Here is a 16,685-nt window from a genome sequence, read left to right as displayed (position 1 = left end):
AGGATGTGCTGAATCCCCAACGCCTCCGCGTTCTGCAGGCGGTAGTAGCGGCTGGTTCCATCCAGGCTGCGGCTCGGAACCTGCACTACTCCCCTGCCACAATTAGCCAGCATCTCTCTGCCCTCGCGCGGGAAACCGATCTTGTGCTCTTTGAGCGTGACGGTCGTGGCATACGTCCGACGTCGGCTGCTCAACACCTTGCAGAACATGCCGCCGAGGCCCTAGCGGGGCTGGACCGGCTAGCACGGTTAGCCGAGGACCTGCGGCACGGGCGCAGCACGCATCTCTCCATCGCCTGCTTCTCCTCGGCATCCCAGCAATGGCTGCCGGATGCCATCACCGCGGCTCGGCGGGTTGAAGGTGAACTGACCGTGGAGGTCAGTCTCAACGAACCGCATGCAGCACCGGGACCGCGGCCAGCTGATATCGATATCCGAAACGAAGTTCCAGAAGAGGTAGAGACTCACCTGGAGGGTTACACCCGTGAAGTCCTGATGCTGGAGCAGCTGCATGCCGTCCTCCCTGCAGACCATGACCTTGCCGGTCAAAGCAGCGTGAGCATGAGCCAGTTGAGCCAGGAGATGTGGGTGGACCATGACATCCACGACAGCCCAACGGGTCGAATCATCCGCAGCGCCTGCCAGGCGGCCGGATACTCCCCTGTCTTCTCAGCACGATTAGATGACCACCACGCGGCACTGAGTCTGATTCGCGCCGGCCTGGGGATCACTGTGCTGCCTCCGCTGGCACTGCTTGATATGCCAGAGGGCCTAGTGGTGCGGCAGCTGAGCGATCCGACACCGGTGCGGAGAATTGTGGCTCATGTGCGGACCTCGCAAGCCAGCAGCCCGGTAGTCGTCGCCGCCCTCAGCTCACTCCAGCATCAGGCGACGACGACGCCGCCGTCGTCGTAATTACTGCACCGGCGCGAGGGCCTCAGCAGCCAGCTTCTTAGTGCTCGGCTTGATACAGCTGCGGTTCGGGCAGGCCGTGCTCTGCACGGATGCGGCGGGAGAGGGTCTCAGCCACGGTCATAGCCTCGGCAACCAGTTCCGGGGTCACCGTGAAGGGCATATTGTGGATGGTCTCGCCTTCGACCGTGGCAGCTTTGGCGATAGCGCGAATCTCCTTCTGATCCTCAGGAGTCAGGCCAATTTCGGCGAGGCTGTTCGGGAGTCCAACCTTGGTGCTGAAGACTATGAAGTCTTCGATCTCCGCCGATGGCGCACCCTCCATGATCAGCTGGGTCAGTGTGCCGATATTGACCTTTTCACCGTGGGTCAGGCCATGGGTCTGTGGGGCAGCTGTCATGCCGTTATGAATGGCGTGGGCCGCAGCCAGTCCCCCGGATTCGAAGCCGAGACCGGAGAGCAGCGTGTTTGCCTCCACCACGGCTTCTAAGGCGGGAGTGACCGTTCTGGAGCGCACAGCATCCAGGGCGTCCAGGGCGTTCTCCCACAGAATCTTCCACGACAGTTCCGCAAGAGCGGTGCTGGTATAGGTTGGGGCATCGCCCACCATGGTTTTGGCCCGGGTCTTAGCAACGGCGCGTGCTTCCACCCAGGTGGCCAGCGCATCTCCAATGCCCCCGACCAGGAACCGCTCCGGGGCATTGGCCACCAGGACAGTATCAATGAGCACCAGGTCCGGATTCTTGGGAAAGAACCGGTATTCCACGAACTCACCTTCATCTGTGTAGATCACCGCGAGCGCTGAGGTGGGCGCGTCCGAGGATGCCGCCGTGGGGACACTGGCCCAGCTGATGCCGGCGAGGTGGCCTGCGGCTTTGACCGCATCGATGGCGGAACCGCCGCCGATGCCGACGATGACATCGTGATCCCCGTTACGAAGAGTCTCTACGAGGGAGTCCACGGCCTCGGCCGTAGCGAATTTGCCGAAGCCGACACGGGTCACAGGAAGGTCAGCTTCTTCAAAGCCCTTAGTCAAGGAGTCCTCCACGATCTCCCAGACCACATCGTCGGCTACCAACAAAGGTGTGGACCCCAAGGACTTCAGATGGCTTCCCAGCTTCTGAATGACGTTCCGGCCTTGGACGTACCGGGATGGGGCTGCCAGGACATGTTCGACGACGGTGCTCATAGTCACTCCACTCTGATTGCATTCTCTTGACTGGGCCTCATCAAGGGCTGGCGCCGTCAGTCTATGAACGCCTACTGGGTACGTCTACCCTTGCAGGCGAATCGCGGCGAGTCCGCCGGGCCCCCAACTGGCGCAAGCGATCGGGCCAGGGGCAGCAGCACCGCGCGCGAAGTTGATCTTCAAACCAGCACCCCGGAGGTCGCAGTGAGTACTACATGACTGGTCCCGACGGCGACCGCTCAGCTGGCTACTGGGAGTTCCTCACCGCGGAGGAAGGGTACAGCTTTGAAGTCCGTGGCGGATCTGCGCAGCTTCGCCGCCGGTCACGGTATGGACACTCAGCTACTCGGCCAGACGCAGGCACGATTCATCCGCGTCATTCGCGGCAGCGTAGAGCAGGTCTGGCAGGCTCACCATGATCCAGAACTGCTGAAGCGTTGGCTGCTGGGACCCGACGGCTGGATGATGAGCGAAGTGACGGTGGCCCACGCCGTCGGTGATACCTACCGCTATGCGTGGACTCCCGAGCCCGGCGTCGAGGGCGAGCCCTTCGCCCTGACCGGGGAGCTGAAAGAGTCCGCCCCTCCGCACCGGGAGGTGACCACCGAATCCATGGAAGGTTTCCCTGGCCCTGCCACCCTGAATGAGCAGACCCTGACACCATTGGAAGATGGAACTCTGCTGACGCTGGTGATCACCTACGCCGATGCCGAGATGCGCGATTCCATTCTTGCCACAGGCATGACAGAGGGCATGGAAACCAGCTACGCCCGCCTGGAGGCCGAGGTGCTGCGAACCTGACCAGGGGTCCGTGATAATGGACCACCCCAATACGAAAGAGATCAGTCATGGCTGACACCCCAGATGTTCGTCCCGTGGGAGACCTACCCAACGAGATGGGCAAAACTGCAGTACGCGAGCTGCACCATGCGGGAATCAGCAGCCTCGCCGAGGCAGCAAAGCACACCCGCAAGGAGCTCCTGGCCATTCACGGGGTCGGGCCCAAGGCCATCCGCGTTCTGGAACCTGCGCTAGCGGCGGCAGGCCTAGATTTTAAGGAAGACTGAACAGGCCGCTACTCAACCGGATTTTGGCGCGACCAGACACCTGTCCCATCTGATCAGGACGGTCTGCGCATTCCTCCGCCACACTGGATCCGACCTGCCCCAAAAGAAAGCGAAGACCATGAGCAGCACCATTCAGATCACATTTGATGCCAAGGACCCCGCAGCGCTCTCCTCATTCTGGGCAGAGGTTCTCGGCTACGTACACCCGGCACCGCCTGGGGTAGAACTGGCACCGGGCGAGGACGGTCAAGCAGCTTGGGACACCTTCCTGGACCAAGCCGGGGTGCCAGAGGAGCAGCGCAACAGTGCCTCAGCTCTCGAGGATCCCGACGGCGTTGGCCCACGGATTTTCTTTCAGCAGGTCCCGGAGGCTAAGAGCGCCAAGAACCGCGTACACCTGGATGTGCGGGCCGCGCCAGGTCTTGAGGGTGAAGAGCGGATGGCAGTCCTTGAGCGAGAATGTGCTCGGCTAGTAGCTCTGGGCGCTCAGCGTGGGGAACGCCATGAGCCCGCCCCGCCGATGAGCAACGGTTTCATTGTGATGACAGATCCCGAGGGCAACGAGTTCTGCCTGGACTGATCTGCCGGGCAGCTCGGTTCGCGGCTGACTATTTCAGCAGTCTGTCTATGCCGCGGTCTGAGAGCTTCTTGCCCCCTGTCTGGCAGGTCGGGCAGTACTGGAAGCTGGAATCTGCATAGACGACTTGCTGAACACTGTCAGCGCAAACCGGACAGGATTCACCGAATCGGCCGTGAACTGACAAAGCTGATTTCTTCTCCTTCTTCAGCTCACTGGCCGGGTGCCCTTCGGTGCGGTCTATAGCCTGAAGAAGCACCTGACGCATCGCAGCATAGAGCCGGGCGGCGTCGTCGTCGTTCATGTCCGCGGGGTGAAACGGCGACATCCGCGCAGCATGGAGGATTTCATCTGAGTAGGCATTGCCAATCCCGGCGAGTACCGACTGCTTGCGCAGTACTGTTTTGATCCGCGCCTTGCCCTGGCCAGCGAGCAGTTGCGCGAATTCCTCCTGATTCACTGCGAGGGCATCCGGACCCAGCTGTGCTATGCCGGGAACTTCTGCTGGGTCCTTGACCAGATACAGGGCTAAGGATTTATTGGTTCCGGCCTCCGTGAAATCCACACCCGAACCATCCTCCAGCACCAGGCGCGCAGCGATCGCGCTCTTTCGTGGACGCACCGACAGCGGAGCATCTTTACGCCATCTGATCCACCCGGCCAAGGCCAAATGAACCACCAGATGCAACTCGCCGATCACACAATCTAGGAACTTACCATGCCTGGTCACTGCCTGCACCTGAAGTCCATTCAGTGCCGAAGCAGGCGGATCGAAGGTCTTTAACGCGGTGAAAGACAGCAGGTCCAGGCGCTCAACGTGGCGGCCTCCCAGTCGGGAGCTCAGGTCAGCAGCTAGGGCGTGCACCTCAGGAAGCTCGGGCATAACCCATCCTAAGCACGTCAGCCTCCAGTCAGGGGCGCACCTGTGGGAAGTGTGGGGGCGCCGTCGTTGTTCTTGCGCTGACCCCATTTGCGGACAACAACGGCAAGGAGCGCTTCAATGACACGAATCACAGTTCTCGGTGGCACCGGCTACGCTGGCGCAGCCATTGCGCAGGAGGCTGCAGCACGCGGACATGAGGTCACCGCTGTGGCACGGCGAGCTACCGAGCAGCAGGCTGACGGGCCGCGCTATGTCAGTGGCGATGCTACCGACGGAACCTTCCTTAAAGAGCTTGCGCAGCAGACCGACGTGCTGATCCTTGCTCTGGCTCCGCGGGGTGACATGGAGGGCAAAGTGCTTGAGGTCGCACAGACCCTCATTCCTATCGCCTTGGAGACCGGCATCCGCATCGGTGTGATTGGCGGCGCCGGCTCCCTGAAAGTCGCCGAAGATGGTCCACGTCTGATCGATACTGACCGCTTCCCCGAAGAGTTCAAGCCCGAGGCCTTCGAGCTGATCAGCGTATGGGAGAAGCTGCAGGGCAGTGATGACTCCCTGGACTGGTTCTACGTCAGCCCTGCCGCTGGTTTTGGGGCCTATAACCCCGGTGAGCGCAAGGGCACTTACCGGCTGGGCGGCGATGTTCTGCTCAGTGACGAGGCCGGCAACTCGGATCTCTCGGCCGAGGACCTTGCTATTGCGGTGGTAGATGGGATCGAGAAGCCCCAGCACCGGCGGACACGCTTCGCTGTAGCGTACTGAACTCCAGCATAATGAAGGCCCGGAGACTGCGGATGTCTCCGGGCCTTCATTAATACGCTATTCCTTGGCAGTGCTGTCGCGGTCGTTCTGGTCCCGCGGCTCGCGCACTAGGAGGTACATGGCGCCCATGAGACCAGAAAGAGCACCACGGTCTCTGCCACGAGCACGACTGTGGCGAGCCACAGTCCTATATGGCCGATCATCTCGAAGGGCTCATCCAGCAGGGTCAGGAACACCGCTGGCACCGAGACGATCGCGGCGATCAGCACCGGCCAGGCCAGCCGGTTCTCCCAACGCTCCTCAATCTCGGTGGCCCGATCCCCGGAGGCTCTTCCGGTCGCGGTCTCCCCGAGCTCTTTCACTGCCTGGGAAGCACTAGCTGCTCTCTGGGAGTTGCGGCTTCCCGGTGCGGCATCGTCGGATTCATCTCCTTGGGCTGAGTTCATCACCTCAGGCTAGAGGTCAAAACTCACAGTTGCTGACGAAACCCTAGGAAATCAACCGCTGGGTCAGCCGCGGAGGATGGCATTGACCCGGTGCCAGCCCTCGTTCATGCCGTGCAGACGCACACCGCCGGATGGCGTTGCGGAGATGACCTGGCCGTTGCCGACGTAGATTCCCCCGTGGGAGGAACCGTTGGCCAGCACAATGTCACCGGGCTGCGGGCTGGAGACATGCTGCAGCGAAGCTTCCATTGCATAGGTGGTCCGGGGAAGTCCACCGCGGCCAGCCTGGTTGTAGACCCAATTGATGAAGCCGGAGCAGTCGAAACCAGCAGTGGAGGTGCCACCCCAGAGGTAGGGTGAACCGATACCTGCATAGGCAGCCTGGACCAGACCGTTGCCGTTGGTGGCTGGAGCTGGGGCAGCGCTGGAGGAGGCCACGGTTGTTCCGCTGCTGGTGTCAGCGGAGGCTGACTGCTGCGGGGCGGACTCAGCGGGCGCCTGCTGAGTCACGGATTCGGCAGGCGCGGTGGCCTGTGCAGGCTGAGACTGCGGAGTGGCCTGGGGCTCCTGGGCAGGCTGGACAGTGCCCTGGGGCTCCTGGGCAGGCTGGACAGTGCCCTGGGGCTCAGCTGGTGCCTCAGCGGCTACGGTCTCTTCGACCGGTTCGGGCTGCGGTGCTGGTTCCGGAGCCGGTGTGCTCTTGACCATGGGGCGGTCAAAGCTCAGGGGGATGTCAGCGCCCGCGGCGACGGTCACTGCAGAGTTCGCAGATGCGGGCTCGGCCTGCAACGCAGCACCGAGGTCCATGGTGGTGGCCGCACGTCCTGCATCTGCAGGAGTCTCGGCGTTGGCGGCGACTCCGCCACTGGCTACAAGACCTGTTGCCGCCAGTGCGACTACAGTGGCCCGGCCGGTGAGAGTCGCGCTGCTCAGACGTGCAGTGCGACGCTGCTGTCGGCGGGAGCGGCTGGTGGTGTTGCTGGTCATTTCAAAGTCCTCTGTCTATTTGCGGTAGTTAGATGCTTCGCCTCACCGGTGGGGCGAGACCAAGCAGCGGATCGACACGAGGGCCATCCGAAGACACAGAGCACTATATAACAACTCCATAACGTATGTAACATCCGGATAACGAGAGGGGCCGCCGAGAAGGTGGCAGCTGCGCCCGCCATCCTCTTCGATCCTTGAATTTTCGGGGATTTATGCCGCTTGTCGAGAGATCAGTCACTCTGGCACTTCGCAGAGATAATCACGATCGCATAACGAGCCGTTGCTAGGGTCCGGCCGTTGCCGCGACTTTTGGGGCCCAGCGAACTAAAGACCCGGCATTGAACCCGTGTGAGGCGAGTCGAAGCAATGAAAAAGCCCCACCTCTCCAAACAACGAGATGTAGGGCTTTTTCGCAGAGTGCTCCTTAATGGACTTAAACCGAACTTACAGCATCGGTTCGAGCACCTAGAAGTGGTGTGGGATCAGGCACGGCGGGGTGTCTACGATGGCGAAGCCACGCGGAAGCAGAGCGACTTCGATGTCGTGACAGAGCCGAGCAGACCGCCTAGAACGCCTCCCACGCCAGAAGAAGTAGACGCTATTAGAACGGCGAGGACCAGCGGTGAGAGCGTCCGCTCTATCGCTGCGCGCTTCAACAAGCACCGCAGCACGATCTGGCGGTACACGAAAGACATCTGAGACGGGTCGCGGCCCCGCAACGGCGAGGTGAAACCACGTCTCACAAGCCGCGTGATTGGTCGTGTTGTGGGGTGCGTCACCGTTGGCCAGAGTTCTTCCTTGGGGTGCTGAGGCGCGCTGGCGACTTCGGCCTGAGCGAACCGATACTCGGCTGTTTGGTCTGCGGTCGTGACGGCCTTGGCATCCCCGAGCGGTGCTGTGCCCGTGACTTCGTGGCGGTAGCGGTACAGCGCGACGATGGTCGCGTGCGCCTTCCACCGTTCTCGGGCCTCGGATCGTGAACCCGGCTGACCGAGCTTCGTCACCCATGCGGCTCCTGCGTCTTGGGCGTCGTGCAGCAGCTCGCGTGCCCCGGCCTCGATGAGTGCCTGCCGCTCGGTGAGCGCGGTCTGGATATCGTCGGCGAGCGACTCGGCAGGCGTTGGGATGAGTCCAGCGACTCGCGCCCAGGTTCGCTTACCGGGCCGCAGCTTCTGAGAGGCTTGGTCGAGCATGTCGGCCAGCTGCGCGGCGGGGTCGGCCTTGTCGTCGCCCGGCCTGAGCCTCGGTGCGAGCTCGGTGAGCGCGACCGCGGCGAGATAGCCGACCGCCTCGTGACGCGCAGGTGCGCTCTTCAAGTTCTCGTAGTAGGGGCTGGTGAACACGCCGTCGGCCACGTTCTCGGGGAAAGGTGCGACGTCGAGCAGCGTGGCCCAACGGTCGATCTGCGCTTCGCGGGCGAACACGTCGTACTCGGCCAGCAGCGTGGACAGCGAGGCGTGACGGTCTACCTCGAGCGCGAGAGTTTCGAGGGCGGACAGGTCGGCGTCGCTGCACGCGAGCACCTTGGTGAGTCGGTCTGTCAGGGTCAGCGGCTCGGGCTGGTCGAGATGCTGTCGACCTCGTGCGGGTCGGGCACGATCACGTAGGCGTGGTTGCGGGGCTTGCCCCGGGTCATCGCGACGTAGAACAACTCCCGCGACAGCCTTGCCCGCGGCGGCCGTGTTGATCGTGGTCTCCACGCTCTCGCCAGTGTTCGCACGGCGCTTCCTGCCCGGCAGCGTCGGGATCGCCGCCTACCGCAGTCGAATCGGCGGGCTCCTGCCCGACGGCCTGTCACCGGATGCGACGGCGGACGCCTCCGACAGCGTCAACGGCGCGATGGCTACCGCCACGGAGCTTCCCGGCACACACGGCGAACAGCTCGTCTCGGCAGTACAGAAAGCCTTCACCGGCGGGATGAACACCGCCGCGATCGTCTCCGCCGTCGTCGCAGGCCTGGTGGCGATCATCGCCGCCACCCGCTGCGCCACGTCCGCCCGACCGGGCAGGCGCAGGAAGAGGTCGAAGCAACCGCCAGTTGAACCATACCCCCCCTGGGTATAGTCTGGAATAAATCAGACACGAGTGAGGGAGTTATAGATATGGCAACGACAACCGAGTACCAGGTGACCGGCATGAGCTGCGGGCACTGCGAGATCGCGATCCGCAGCGAGGTCTCCGAGATCAGCGGCGTGACTGGTATCGAGGTGAGCGCACAGACCGGGCGTCTCGCGGTCACCGCCGAGCAGCCCGTCGATGACGCCGCGGTGATCGCTGCTGTCGACGAGGCCGGCTACACCGCCGTCAGGAGCTGAGATGAAAGCCGCTGCACGGCTTGGCCTGTACGGGCTTGCCCTCGTGGCCGTGTTCGGCGTGAGCGCATTCACGGCGAACGCGATCATTCCAGAGGATACCGTGCAGTCCTGGGCAGAAGACACCGCAGACAACACCCACCACAGAGAAGAAGAGATGAACAGCGGCGGGCATGAGGGCCACGAGGCCGGCACGGCCTCACTGGGCCTCGGCCTGGCCCAGGACGGCTACCAGCTCACCAGTGTGAGCGCACCGACCCGACCTAGCGACGAGGGCGAACTGACGTTCGCGATCACAGGGCCCGACGGGAACCCGGTGACCGACTTTGAACTCGACCATGAGGAAGAAATGCACCTGGTTGCCGTCCGCGCCGACGGGCAGCACTTCGCCCACGTCCACCCCGAACGGGATGAGACCGGCATCTGGTCGATCCCCTGGCAGTGGGAGTCGGCTGGCACCTACCGAATCTTCGCGGACTTCGTCCCGGCGGAGACCGGTGAGGGGCTGACCTTGTCCACGATGGTGCAGGTCGCGGGTTCTTACGAGCCGGTTCCGGTGCAGCCCACCCTGGCGACCACGGTCGAGGGATTCGATGTGGCCGTGTCCGGTGACCTCGTCGCCGGTTCGGCATCCGAGCTGACCATGACCGTCACCCGTGACGGTGAATCGGTCACGACGCTCGAACCCTATCTGGGCGCGTTCGGCCACTTGGTCGCCCTGCGCGACGGAGACCTGGCCTACCTGCACGTCCACCCCCACGCTGACGCACCTGCCGCCGGTGAAACGTCCGGCCCGGAGATCGTCTTCGAGGCCACAGCGCCCACGCCGGGCCGATACCTGCTCTACCTGGACTTCCAGGTCGATGGGCAGGTGCATACCGCGCCACTGGTGATCGATACCACCGGTAGCAGTGAGAGCCAGCCAAGCCCCGGAGACGGAACCGGCGAGCACGAGGAAGGAGAGGGCCATGACCACTGAGGACACCAGTACCCAGACGACCGGCTCCGGGGTGAATCTTGCCGGGATCGAGTTGCAGATCAGTGGCATGACCTGCGCCTCCTGCGCGAACCGAATCGAGAAGAAGCTCAACAAGCTCGACGGCATCACCGCCTCTGTGAACTACGCGACCGAGAAGGCCAGCGTCACCGCCCCGGCGGGCTATGACCCGCAGCTGCTGATCGCGGAGGTGGAGAAGACGGGCTACACCGCCGAGCTCCCCGCCGTCACGGGCGCACCCGCGCCGGGCAATGATGATGACGGCACCTCACGTGAGGATGCTGAGCTGCGGGTGCTGCGCCAGCGGCTCATCGGGTCGGCGATTCTGACGGTGCCTGTCATCGCGATGGCGATGATCCCGGCCTTGCAGTTCGACTACTGGGGCTTCGCCTCCCTCACCTTGGCCGCTCCCGTGGTCGTCTGGGCGGGGTGGCCGTTCCACAAGGCTGCCTGGATGAACCTCAAGCACGGCGCGGCGACGATGGACACGCTCATCTCCGTCGGCACGACCGCCGCCATGATCTGGTCAGTCATCGCCCTGTTCTTCGGCACCGCGGGAGATCGTGGCGTCGTCCACCCCTTCGAGTTCACCATCTCCCGCTCCGACGGCCTCGGGCACATCTACCTAGAGGTCGCCGCCGGGGTGATCACCTTCATCCTGCTCGGCCGGTACTTCGAGAAGCGCTCCAAACGCCGCGCTGGAGCCGCCCTCCGCGCCCTGCTCGAACTCGGCGCGAAAGAGGTCTCGGTCCTGCGGAGCGGCAGAGAAGAGCGGATCTCGATCGAGGAGTTGAGCGTCGGTGACGAGTTCGTCGTCCGGCCCGGCGAGAAGATCGCCACCGACGGGATCATCACCTCCGGTAGCTCTGCGATCGATGCGTCCATGCTGACCGGCGAGTCCATCCCCGTCGAGGTCGGCGAGGGCGACAACGTCACCGGCGCCACAGTGAACGCCGGAGGACGCCTCGTGGTTAAGGCCACCCGGGTCGGCGCCGATACCCAGCTGGCCCAGATGGCCAAGCTCGTCGAGGATGCCCAATCGGGCAAGGCCGAGATCCAGCGTCTGGCAGATCGCGTCTCCGGGGTGTTCGTGCCGATCGCGATCGCTGTCGCGGTGGCCGCACTCGGCGCGTGGATCGGGGCCGGATTCCCGCTCTCGGCTGGGTTCACCGCCGCCGTCGCCGTACTGATCATCGCCTGCCCCTGCGCGCTGGGCCTCGCGACGCCCACGGCGCTGCTGGTCGGCACCGGGCGGGGCGCGCAAATGGGCGTGCTCATCAAAGGACCGGAGGTACTGGAATCCACGAAGCGCGTGGACACGATCGTGTTGGACAAGACCGGCACCGTCACCACCGGAAAGATGACGCTCACCGACGTCTTCACCGCCGACGGCACCACCCGCGAGGAGCTGCTGCGGATCGCGGGCGGCCTGGAGGACTACTCCGAGCACCCGATCGCTCAAGCCATCGCCGCAGGTGCCACCTCCGAGGTGGGTGAGCTGCCGACGCCGGAGTCTTTCGAGAACATCGAGGGCAAAGGCGTGCAGGGCATCGTCGACGGCCACGCCGTGCTCGCCGGACGCGAGTCGCTGCTCGCCGACTGGTCGATCCATCTCGACGATGAGCTCCTTGCTGCGAAGCGGGAGGCCGAGTCGCAGGGCAAGACCGCGATCGCTGTCGGCTGGGACGGCCAGGCGCGCGGTGTGCTCGTGGTCTCCGACCAGATCAAGCCCACCAGCGCTGAAGCGATCCGCCAGTTCAAGGAACTCGGCCTGACTCCGGTGCTGCTCACCGGCGACAATCAGTCGGTCGCCGAGCAGGTCGCCGCCGAGGTCGGCATCGAACGGGTCTATGCGGAGGTGCTGCCGAAGGACAAGGTCGCCGTCGTCACCCGCCTGCAAGGTGAGGGCAAGACCGTGGCGATGGTCGGCGACGGCGTCAACGACGCTCCCGCACTCGCCCAAGCCGACCTGGGCCTGGCAATGGGCACCGGCACCGATGTCGCGATAGAGGCCGCCGACATCACCCTGGTGCGCGGCGACTTGCGCGCTGCCGCCGACGCGATCCGCCTGTCACGGAAGACGCTGGGCACGATCAAGACGAATCTGTTCTGGGCCTTCGCCTATAACACCGCCGCAATCCCGCTGGCTGCCTTCGGGCTACTCAACCCCATGCTCGCCGGAGCCGCGATGGCGCTCTCGTCCGTGTTCGTCGTGAGTAACAGTCTGCGGCTGCGCACATTCAAGGCCAAGGCCGACGACGACCAGGCCGCCCCCGCGGGGAACGCCCCTGCACGCCAGCCGGCACAGGGCTAAGACAACTGAACCGTCATCACATCAGAAAGGACACCATCCACGATGTCTGCACACGATCACCACAACCACGGCCACAGTGCTGCCTCCGGCGGCTGCAGCGGCCATACCCCGAAGGCCGACGATCTCGCGACGGCGAACAGTGACGATGTCACCGAATGCCTCGTGATGGCCGGTACGCCGGTCATCAAGTCGCAGGCCGAGGCCGCTGGCCTCTACCGCGACTACGAGGGTGAGCGGTACTGGTTCTGCTGCGCTGCCTGCGGACCCCTGTTCGACGCCAACCCCCAGCAGTACGTCAACGTCGTCTGACAGCAAGTGAATCGGAGGCCGCGTCCGCCCACTCCCCTGCACGGTGGGCGCAGTATCCGCCGCAGCGGAGCTAGCACGAGACCCGGCTCCGACGGGAAACGAGGAAAGGATTGACACACATGAACAAGCATCTACGACTTAGCATCGCCGTCGCTGCACTCGGCGGCATCCTGGCACTGGCTGGGTGTGCGAACGACCAAGAGACGCCCGAGGCGTCACCCTCTGCCGAGCACGGCGGTCACGGTGGCGACCACGACGGTATGGATCACCCGGCAGATGGCGGCCCGGTGCCTGACGGCATGGTCGACGCCACCGACCCGACCTATCCGGTGGGCAGCGAGGTGACACTCACCGCGAATCACATGCCCGGCATGGACGGCGCGACAGCGACGATCGTTGGCGCCTACGACACCTACACCTACTCCGTTGACTACACCCCGGAAGAAGGTTCCCCGGTTCTGGATCACAAGTGGGTCGTGCAGGAAGAGATCGAGGACGCCGGTGACCAGCGCCTTGCCGATGGAACCGAGGTGGTATTGCTCGCCGATCATATGGAAGGCATGAGCGGTGTCACCGCGACGATCGCGTCTTCCACCGACGAGACCGTCTACGTCGTCGACTACGAAGCCGACGGCATGACCATGACCAACCACAAGTGGGTCGTCGAAAGCGAAATCGAACCCACCAGCTAACCCGCCACAGGACGGACGCGGACCAGGAGCAGTGAGACCGGTATGAACGACAAGCACAGCGAACATCATCACGATCATGGTGGCGGCAACGCGACCCGAGAGCACGACTCCGCGCCCGAGCATGGTCGCGCGCATCACGACCACCAGCACGAGGACCACTCTGCTCACAGCCACGATGCTGGGCACGACGGTCACGCCGATCATCAGGATCACAGTGGACACAACGTGCACGCGGGTGATTCCGCTCACGAAGGGCACGGGGGTCATGGCGGGCACGGGGGTCATGGCGGGCATGGCGATCATGTCGGGCAGTTCCGCAGGCTGTTCTGGATCATGCTCGTCCTCGCCGTCCCGGTGGTCGGCTTCAACGAGATGTTCGCCCACCTGATCGGCTACCACCTGCCCGACGCCGAGTGGGTGCGGTGGGTCTCCCCGATCCTCGGCACGGTCATCTACTTCTGGGGCGGATGGCCGTTCCTGACCGGCGCGATCAGCGAGGTCCGCTCCCGTAAACCCGGCATGATGCTGCTGATCGGGCTGGCGATCACCGTGGCGTTCATCGCGTCCTGGGGTGCGACCCTGCACCTGCTCGATCACGAGCTGAACTTCTGGTGGGAGCTCGCCCTACTGGTGGTGATCATGCTCCTCGGGCACTGGATCGAGATGCGGTCGCTGGCCCAGACCACCTCCGCGCTCGACTCGCTGGCAGCTCTGCTGCCGGACGAGGCGGAGAAGGTAGACGGCGACGACATCATCAAGGTCGCTCCGGCAGACCTTCGGGTCGGCGATGTCGTGATCGTCCGGCCAGGCTCGTCGGTACCCGCCGACGGTCGGATCGTCGACGGCTCGGCCTCGATGGATGAGTCGATGGTCACCGGCGAGTCCAAGACCGTGCGCCGCGAGAGCGGCGACCACATCGTCGCAGGAACCGTCGCCACCGACTCCGGGCTGCGCGTGGAGGTCACCGCCACCGGCGACGACACCGCCCTGGCCGGGATTCAGAAGCTCGTTGCCGATGCTCAGGCGTCGTCGTCTCGCGCGCAGCGGATCGCCGACACAGCTGCGGCCTGGTTGTTCTGGTTCGCCCTCGGGGCCGCAGTGATCACCGCGATCGTATGGACACTCGTCGGGATGCCCGATGCCGCGGTCGTGCGCACCATCACGGTGCTGGTGATCGCCTGCCCGCACGCCCTGGGCCTGGCGATCCCGTTGGTCGTCTCCATCGCGACCGAGCGGGCGGCCCATGGCGGGGTGCTCGTCAAGGATCGCCTCGCGCTGGAGTCGATGCGCACGGTGGATGCGGTGCTCTTCGACAAGACCGGCACGCTGACCAAGGGTGAGCCCACCGTTACCGGTATTGACCCAGTCGCCGACCGGAGCGAGGACGAAGTTCTCGCCCTGGCCGCAGCCGCCGAATCCGACAGTGAACACCCGCTCGCCCACGCGATCACTGGAGCCGCGCGGGCGCGCGATCTGGACGTGCCGAGGGCCAGTGAGTTCTCATCCTCGCCCGCGGTCGGGGTCAAGGCGACCGTCGACGGCACCGTGATCGAGGTCGGCGGCCCCTACCTGCTCGAACAGCATTCCGCCCGAGAGCTGCCGGTGGCGAACCACTGACGGGAGGAGGGCGCGATCATCCTCCATGTGCTCGCCGACGGCGAGGTCATCGGGGCACTGCGGCTGGCCGATGAGATCCGGCCCGAGTCCCGCGACGCCGTCGACGCCCTCCACGCACAGGGCGCGCAGGTGGTGATGATCACCGGCGACGCCCAAGCCGTCGCAGACACAGTCGCCAAGGACTTGGGCATCGACCGGGTCTTCGCCGGCGTGCGCCCCGAGGACAAGGCCGCCAAGGTCGCAGAACTCCAAGACGAGGGCCGCAAGGTCGCGATGGTCGGCGACGGCGTGAATGACGCCCCCGCCCTCGCCCAGGCCGACGTCGGCATCGCCATCGGAGCAGGCACCGACGTCGCCATCGGTTCCGCCGGCGTCATCCTCGCCTCCTCCGACCCGCGCTCGGTACTCTCGATCTACGAGCTGTCACGCGCCTCGTACCGCAAGATGAAGCAGAACCTGTGGTGGGCCGGCGGTTACAACCTCGTGTCCGTGCCCCTCGCAGCGGGTGTGCTCGCGCCCATCGGGTTCGTGCTTCCCATGAGCATCGGCGCAATCCTCATGTCCGCCTCCACCGTCGTCGTCGCCCTCAACGCCCAGCTGCTGCGTCGCCTCGACCTCACGCCCGAAGCGAGCACCAACCGCATCCTCGACCGCTCCTGACCCAAAAGGAAGAACTATGACGAATACGGCACCCGTGGCAACGACCGGCCACGGCTACATCAGCGACAAGAACCAGTACCTCGCCCGGATGAAACGCATCGAAGGCCAGGCCCGTGGCATCCACCGCATGATCGACGAGGACAAGTACTGCATCGACATCCTCACCCAGATCAGCGCCATTACCTCCGCGTTAAATACGGTCGCTCTGGGTCTGCTCGATGACCACCTCAAACACTGCGTCACCGACGCCATCCAAGCTCAGGCAGACGACGCGGAGCAGAAGCTCCGCGAAGCCTCAGCCGCCATCGCCCGCCTCGTGAAGTCCTAACCACAGGGACCGCCGTCAATGAGCATCGCCGCCCGCGTCCTCCCCACGTTGACCGATCGCTGGCACCTCGGACTTCCTGCGCGGGTAACACGCTGGTCGACTCCCTTGACCGCCATGTACTGGCATAGCTTGCCGTGACCGTGCCTTTGACGGGCGTATCCGATGCGAAGCTTCGAGCCGCTCACAGCTCGGACTCGCACGGTGAAGCGCCCTGGGTCTGGCGGGACGTCACCGAGGTAGCCCTGGAGGCGCTGTCCCGAGCAGTTAGGGAAAATGCTTACGGCATGCTACGACTCCGCTTGGTGAGAGAATCCCACGTCGCCCGTCTAGCGGTAATCCACCAAGTTCACAGAGTCGGTAGGCTTTTCGGGCCCATCGAGGATAACCAAACTCTCGGGCAGGTGTAAGACGTCACCTATTAGAGGCGTTCTGGGCGAGCCGAGTAGGACTTCATATGCTGCAGCGGCAGTTCCTCTATGTGTGATGTTCGCGGTCGGAGACGGCGGAATTGGCGCGGCAATGCTGTCGTGCATCGTGTGGCGTGGCTGTGATCTCAGTATGCTTGAGCCATGTCGAATCATCCGAAGAATCCGGTCTTGTTCCCGTACGCGCGCGATCAAGGTCACTTGGAAAT

General features: G+C 64.2%; 18 protein-coding genes and 1 pseudogene. 15 read left to right on the top strand and 4 right to left on the bottom strand.

From position 1 onward, the window contains the following. Positions 1–5: 5 nt before the first annotated feature. On the top strand, positions 6–914 hold the full coding sequence (locus TX78_RS05630) for a LysR family transcriptional regulator (protein ID WP_044494923.1): 909 nt from the start codon (positions 6–8) through the stop codon (positions 912–914). Between the two features lie 37 nt (positions 915–951). Here the strand turns inward: TX78_RS05630 and TX78_RS05625 are convergent, their stop codons facing one another. Next, positions 952–2,100: a glycerol dehydrogenase gene (locus TX78_RS05625; RefSeq protein WP_044494551.1), complete on the bottom strand. Its 1,149-nt coding sequence runs from the start codon at positions 2,098–2,100 to the stop codon at positions 952–954. 294 nt (positions 2,101–2,394) lie between these two features. Here TX78_RS05625 and TX78_RS05620 point away from each other — a divergent pair, with 294 nt between their 5' ends. From TX78_RS05620 to TX78_RS05610, 3 genes are all read left to right on the top strand, one after another. Beyond that, a complete protein-coding gene (locus TX78_RS05620; RefSeq protein ID WP_049897536.1) occupies positions 2,395–2,901 on the top strand; it encodes an SRPBCC domain-containing protein in 507 nt (168 codons plus the stop codon). Positions 2,902–2,948: 47 nt separating this feature from the next. Further along, on the top strand, positions 2,949–3,167 hold the full coding sequence (locus TX78_RS05615; RefSeq protein WP_044494549.1) for a helix-hairpin-helix domain-containing protein: 219 nt from the start codon (positions 2,949–2,951) through the stop codon (positions 3,165–3,167). Between the two features lie 118 nt (positions 3,168–3,285). Beyond that, positions 3,286–3,747 carry a VOC family protein gene (locus TX78_RS05610; protein WP_044494547.1) on the top strand — a complete coding sequence of 154 codons (462 nt, stop codon included), beginning with the start codon at positions 3,286–3,288 and terminating at the stop codon, positions 3,745–3,747. Between the two features lie 28 nt (positions 3,748–3,775). On the opposite strand, the gene TX78_RS05605 is transcribed toward TX78_RS05610, so the two are convergent. Beyond that, entirely contained in the window at positions 3,776–4,627 is an 852-nt protein-coding gene (locus TX78_RS05605) for a DNA-formamidopyrimidine glycosylase family protein (protein WP_044494545.1), read from the bottom strand. Positions 4,628–4,744: 117 nt separating this feature from the next. Here TX78_RS05605 and TX78_RS05600 point away from each other — a divergent pair, with 117 nt between their 5' ends. Then, entirely contained in the window at positions 4,745–5,389 is a 645-nt protein-coding gene (locus tag TX78_RS05600) for an NAD(P)-dependent oxidoreductase (RefSeq protein ID WP_044494543.1), read from the top strand. A gap of 107 nt (positions 5,390–5,496) precedes the next feature. On the opposite strand, the gene TX78_RS05595 is transcribed toward TX78_RS05600, so the two are convergent. Together TX78_RS05595 and TX78_RS12960 are read right to left on the bottom strand one after the other, a co-directional pair. Then, entirely contained in the window at positions 5,497–5,835 is a 339-nt protein-coding gene (locus TX78_RS05595) for a hypothetical protein (protein ID WP_044494541.1), read from the bottom strand. A gap of 63 nt (positions 5,836–5,898) precedes the next feature. Continuing rightward, on the bottom strand, positions 5,899–6,822 hold the full coding sequence (locus tag TX78_RS12960; protein WP_049897534.1) for a C40 family peptidase: 924 nt from the start codon (positions 6,820–6,822) through the stop codon (positions 5,899–5,901). 366 nt (positions 6,823–7,188) lie between these two features. On the opposite strand from TX78_RS12960, the gene TX78_RS14605 reads away from it, so the two are divergent. From TX78_RS14605 to TX78_RS05545, 10 genes and pseudogenes are all read left to right on the top strand, one after another. Further along, a complete protein-coding gene (locus TX78_RS14605) occupies positions 7,189–7,521 on the top strand; it encodes a helix-turn-helix domain-containing protein (protein WP_147640433.1) in 333 nt (110 codons plus the stop codon). 323 nt (positions 7,522–7,844) lie between these two features. After that, entirely contained in the window at positions 7,845–8,429 is a 585-nt protein-coding gene (locus TX78_RS14600) for a hypothetical protein (RefSeq protein ID WP_222704261.1), read from the top strand. Between the two features lie 73 nt (positions 8,430–8,502). Next, positions 8,503–8,886 carry a hypothetical protein gene (locus TX78_RS05580; RefSeq protein WP_044494538.1) on the top strand — a complete coding sequence of 128 codons (384 nt, stop codon included), beginning with the start codon at positions 8,503–8,505 and terminating at the stop codon, positions 8,884–8,886. Between the two features lie 38 nt (positions 8,887–8,924). Next, positions 8,925–9,137 carry a heavy-metal-associated domain-containing protein gene (locus tag TX78_RS05575; RefSeq protein ID WP_044494536.1) on the top strand — a complete coding sequence of 71 codons (213 nt, stop codon included), beginning with the start codon at positions 8,925–8,927 and terminating at the stop codon, positions 9,135–9,137. Position 9,138: 1 nt separating this feature from the next. Next, positions 9,139–10,113, top strand: a complete 975-nt coding sequence (locus TX78_RS05570) for a hypothetical protein (protein ID WP_044494535.1) — start codon at positions 9,139–9,141, stop codon at positions 10,111–10,113. Continuing rightward, entirely contained in the window at positions 10,103–12,445 is a 2,343-nt protein-coding gene (locus TX78_RS05565) for a heavy metal translocating P-type ATPase (protein WP_044494533.1), read from the top strand. Before TX78_RS05570 ends, TX78_RS05565 begins: the two co-directional genes overlap by 11 nt. Before the next feature lie 42 nt (positions 12,446–12,487). Beyond that, positions 12,488–12,754, top strand: coding sequence for a YHS domain-containing protein (locus TX78_RS05560; protein ID WP_044494531.1), 267 nt, complete (start codon positions 12,488–12,490; stop codon positions 12,752–12,754). Between the two features lie 119 nt (positions 12,755–12,873). Beyond that, complete coding sequence (locus tag TX78_RS05555) at positions 12,874–13,446, top strand: YdhK family protein (RefSeq protein ID WP_044494529.1); 573 nt, start codon at positions 12,874–12,876, stop codon at positions 13,444–13,446. 333 nt (positions 13,447–13,779) lie between these two features. Next, positions 13,780–15,723: pseudogene (locus TX78_RS05550) on the top strand (heavy metal translocating P-type ATPase). A 16-nt stretch (positions 15,724–15,739) separates the two neighbouring features. Then, positions 15,740–16,051 carry a metal-sensitive transcriptional regulator gene (locus TX78_RS05545; protein ID WP_044494528.1) on the top strand — a complete coding sequence of 104 codons (312 nt, stop codon included), beginning with the start codon at positions 15,740–15,742 and terminating at the stop codon, positions 16,049–16,051. Positions 16,052–16,685 lie beyond the last annotated feature (634 nt).

Source organism: Nesterenkonia massiliensis, from assembly GCF_000455245.1.
In the GTDB taxonomy this organism is placed as follows: Bacteria; Actinomycetota; Actinomycetes; order Actinomycetales; family Micrococcaceae; genus Nesterenkonia; species Nesterenkonia rhizosphaerae.
The sequence above is the reverse complement of the archived record's forward strand: the minus strand, read 5'-3'. Positions and strand labels throughout refer to the sequence as shown.

Coding starts and splice junctions, on each gene's coding strand:
- TX78_RS05625 (WP_044494551.1), bottom strand. CDS start 2,100: ATGAGCACCGTCGTCGAACATGTCCTGGCAGCCCCATCCCGGTACGTC.
- TX78_RS05615 (WP_044494549.1), top strand. CDS start 2,949: ATGGCTGACACCCCAGATGTTCGTCCCGTGGGAGACCTACCCAACGAG.
- TX78_RS05610 (WP_044494547.1), top strand. CDS start 3,286: ATGAGCAGCACCATTCAGATCACATTTGATGCCAAGGACCCCGCAGCG.
- TX78_RS05605 (WP_044494545.1), bottom strand. CDS start 4,627: ATGCCCGAGCTTCCTGAGGTGCACGCCCTAGCTGCTGACCTGAGCTCC.
- TX78_RS05600 (WP_044494543.1), top strand. CDS start 4,745: ATGACACGAATCACAGTTCTCGGTGGCACCGGCTACGCTGGCGCAGCC.
- TX78_RS05595 (WP_044494541.1), bottom strand. CDS start 5,835: ATGAACTCAGCCCAAGGAGATGAATCCGACGATGCCGCACCGGGAAGC.
- TX78_RS12960 (WP_049897534.1), bottom strand. CDS start 6,822: ATGACCAGCAACACCACCAGCCGCTCCCGCCGACAGCAGCGTCGCACT.
- TX78_RS14605 (WP_147640433.1), top strand. CDS start 7,189: ATGAAAAAGCCCCACCTCTCCAAACAACGAGATGTAGGGCTTTTTCGC.
- TX78_RS05575 (WP_044494536.1), top strand. CDS start 8,925: ATGGCAACGACAACCGAGTACCAGGTGACCGGCATGAGCTGCGGGCAC.
- TX78_RS05570 (WP_044494535.1), top strand. CDS start 9,139: ATGAAAGCCGCTGCACGGCTTGGCCTGTACGGGCTTGCCCTCGTGGCC.
- TX78_RS05565 (WP_044494533.1), top strand. CDS start 10,103: ATGACCACTGAGGACACCAGTACCCAGACGACCGGCTCCGGGGTGAAT.
- TX78_RS05560 (WP_044494531.1), top strand. CDS start 12,488: ATGTCTGCACACGATCACCACAACCACGGCCACAGTGCTGCCTCCGGC.
- TX78_RS05555 (WP_044494529.1), top strand. CDS start 12,874: ATGAACAAGCATCTACGACTTAGCATCGCCGTCGCTGCACTCGGCGGC.
- TX78_RS05545 (WP_044494528.1), top strand. CDS start 15,740: ATGACGAATACGGCACCCGTGGCAACGACCGGCCACGGCTACATCAGC.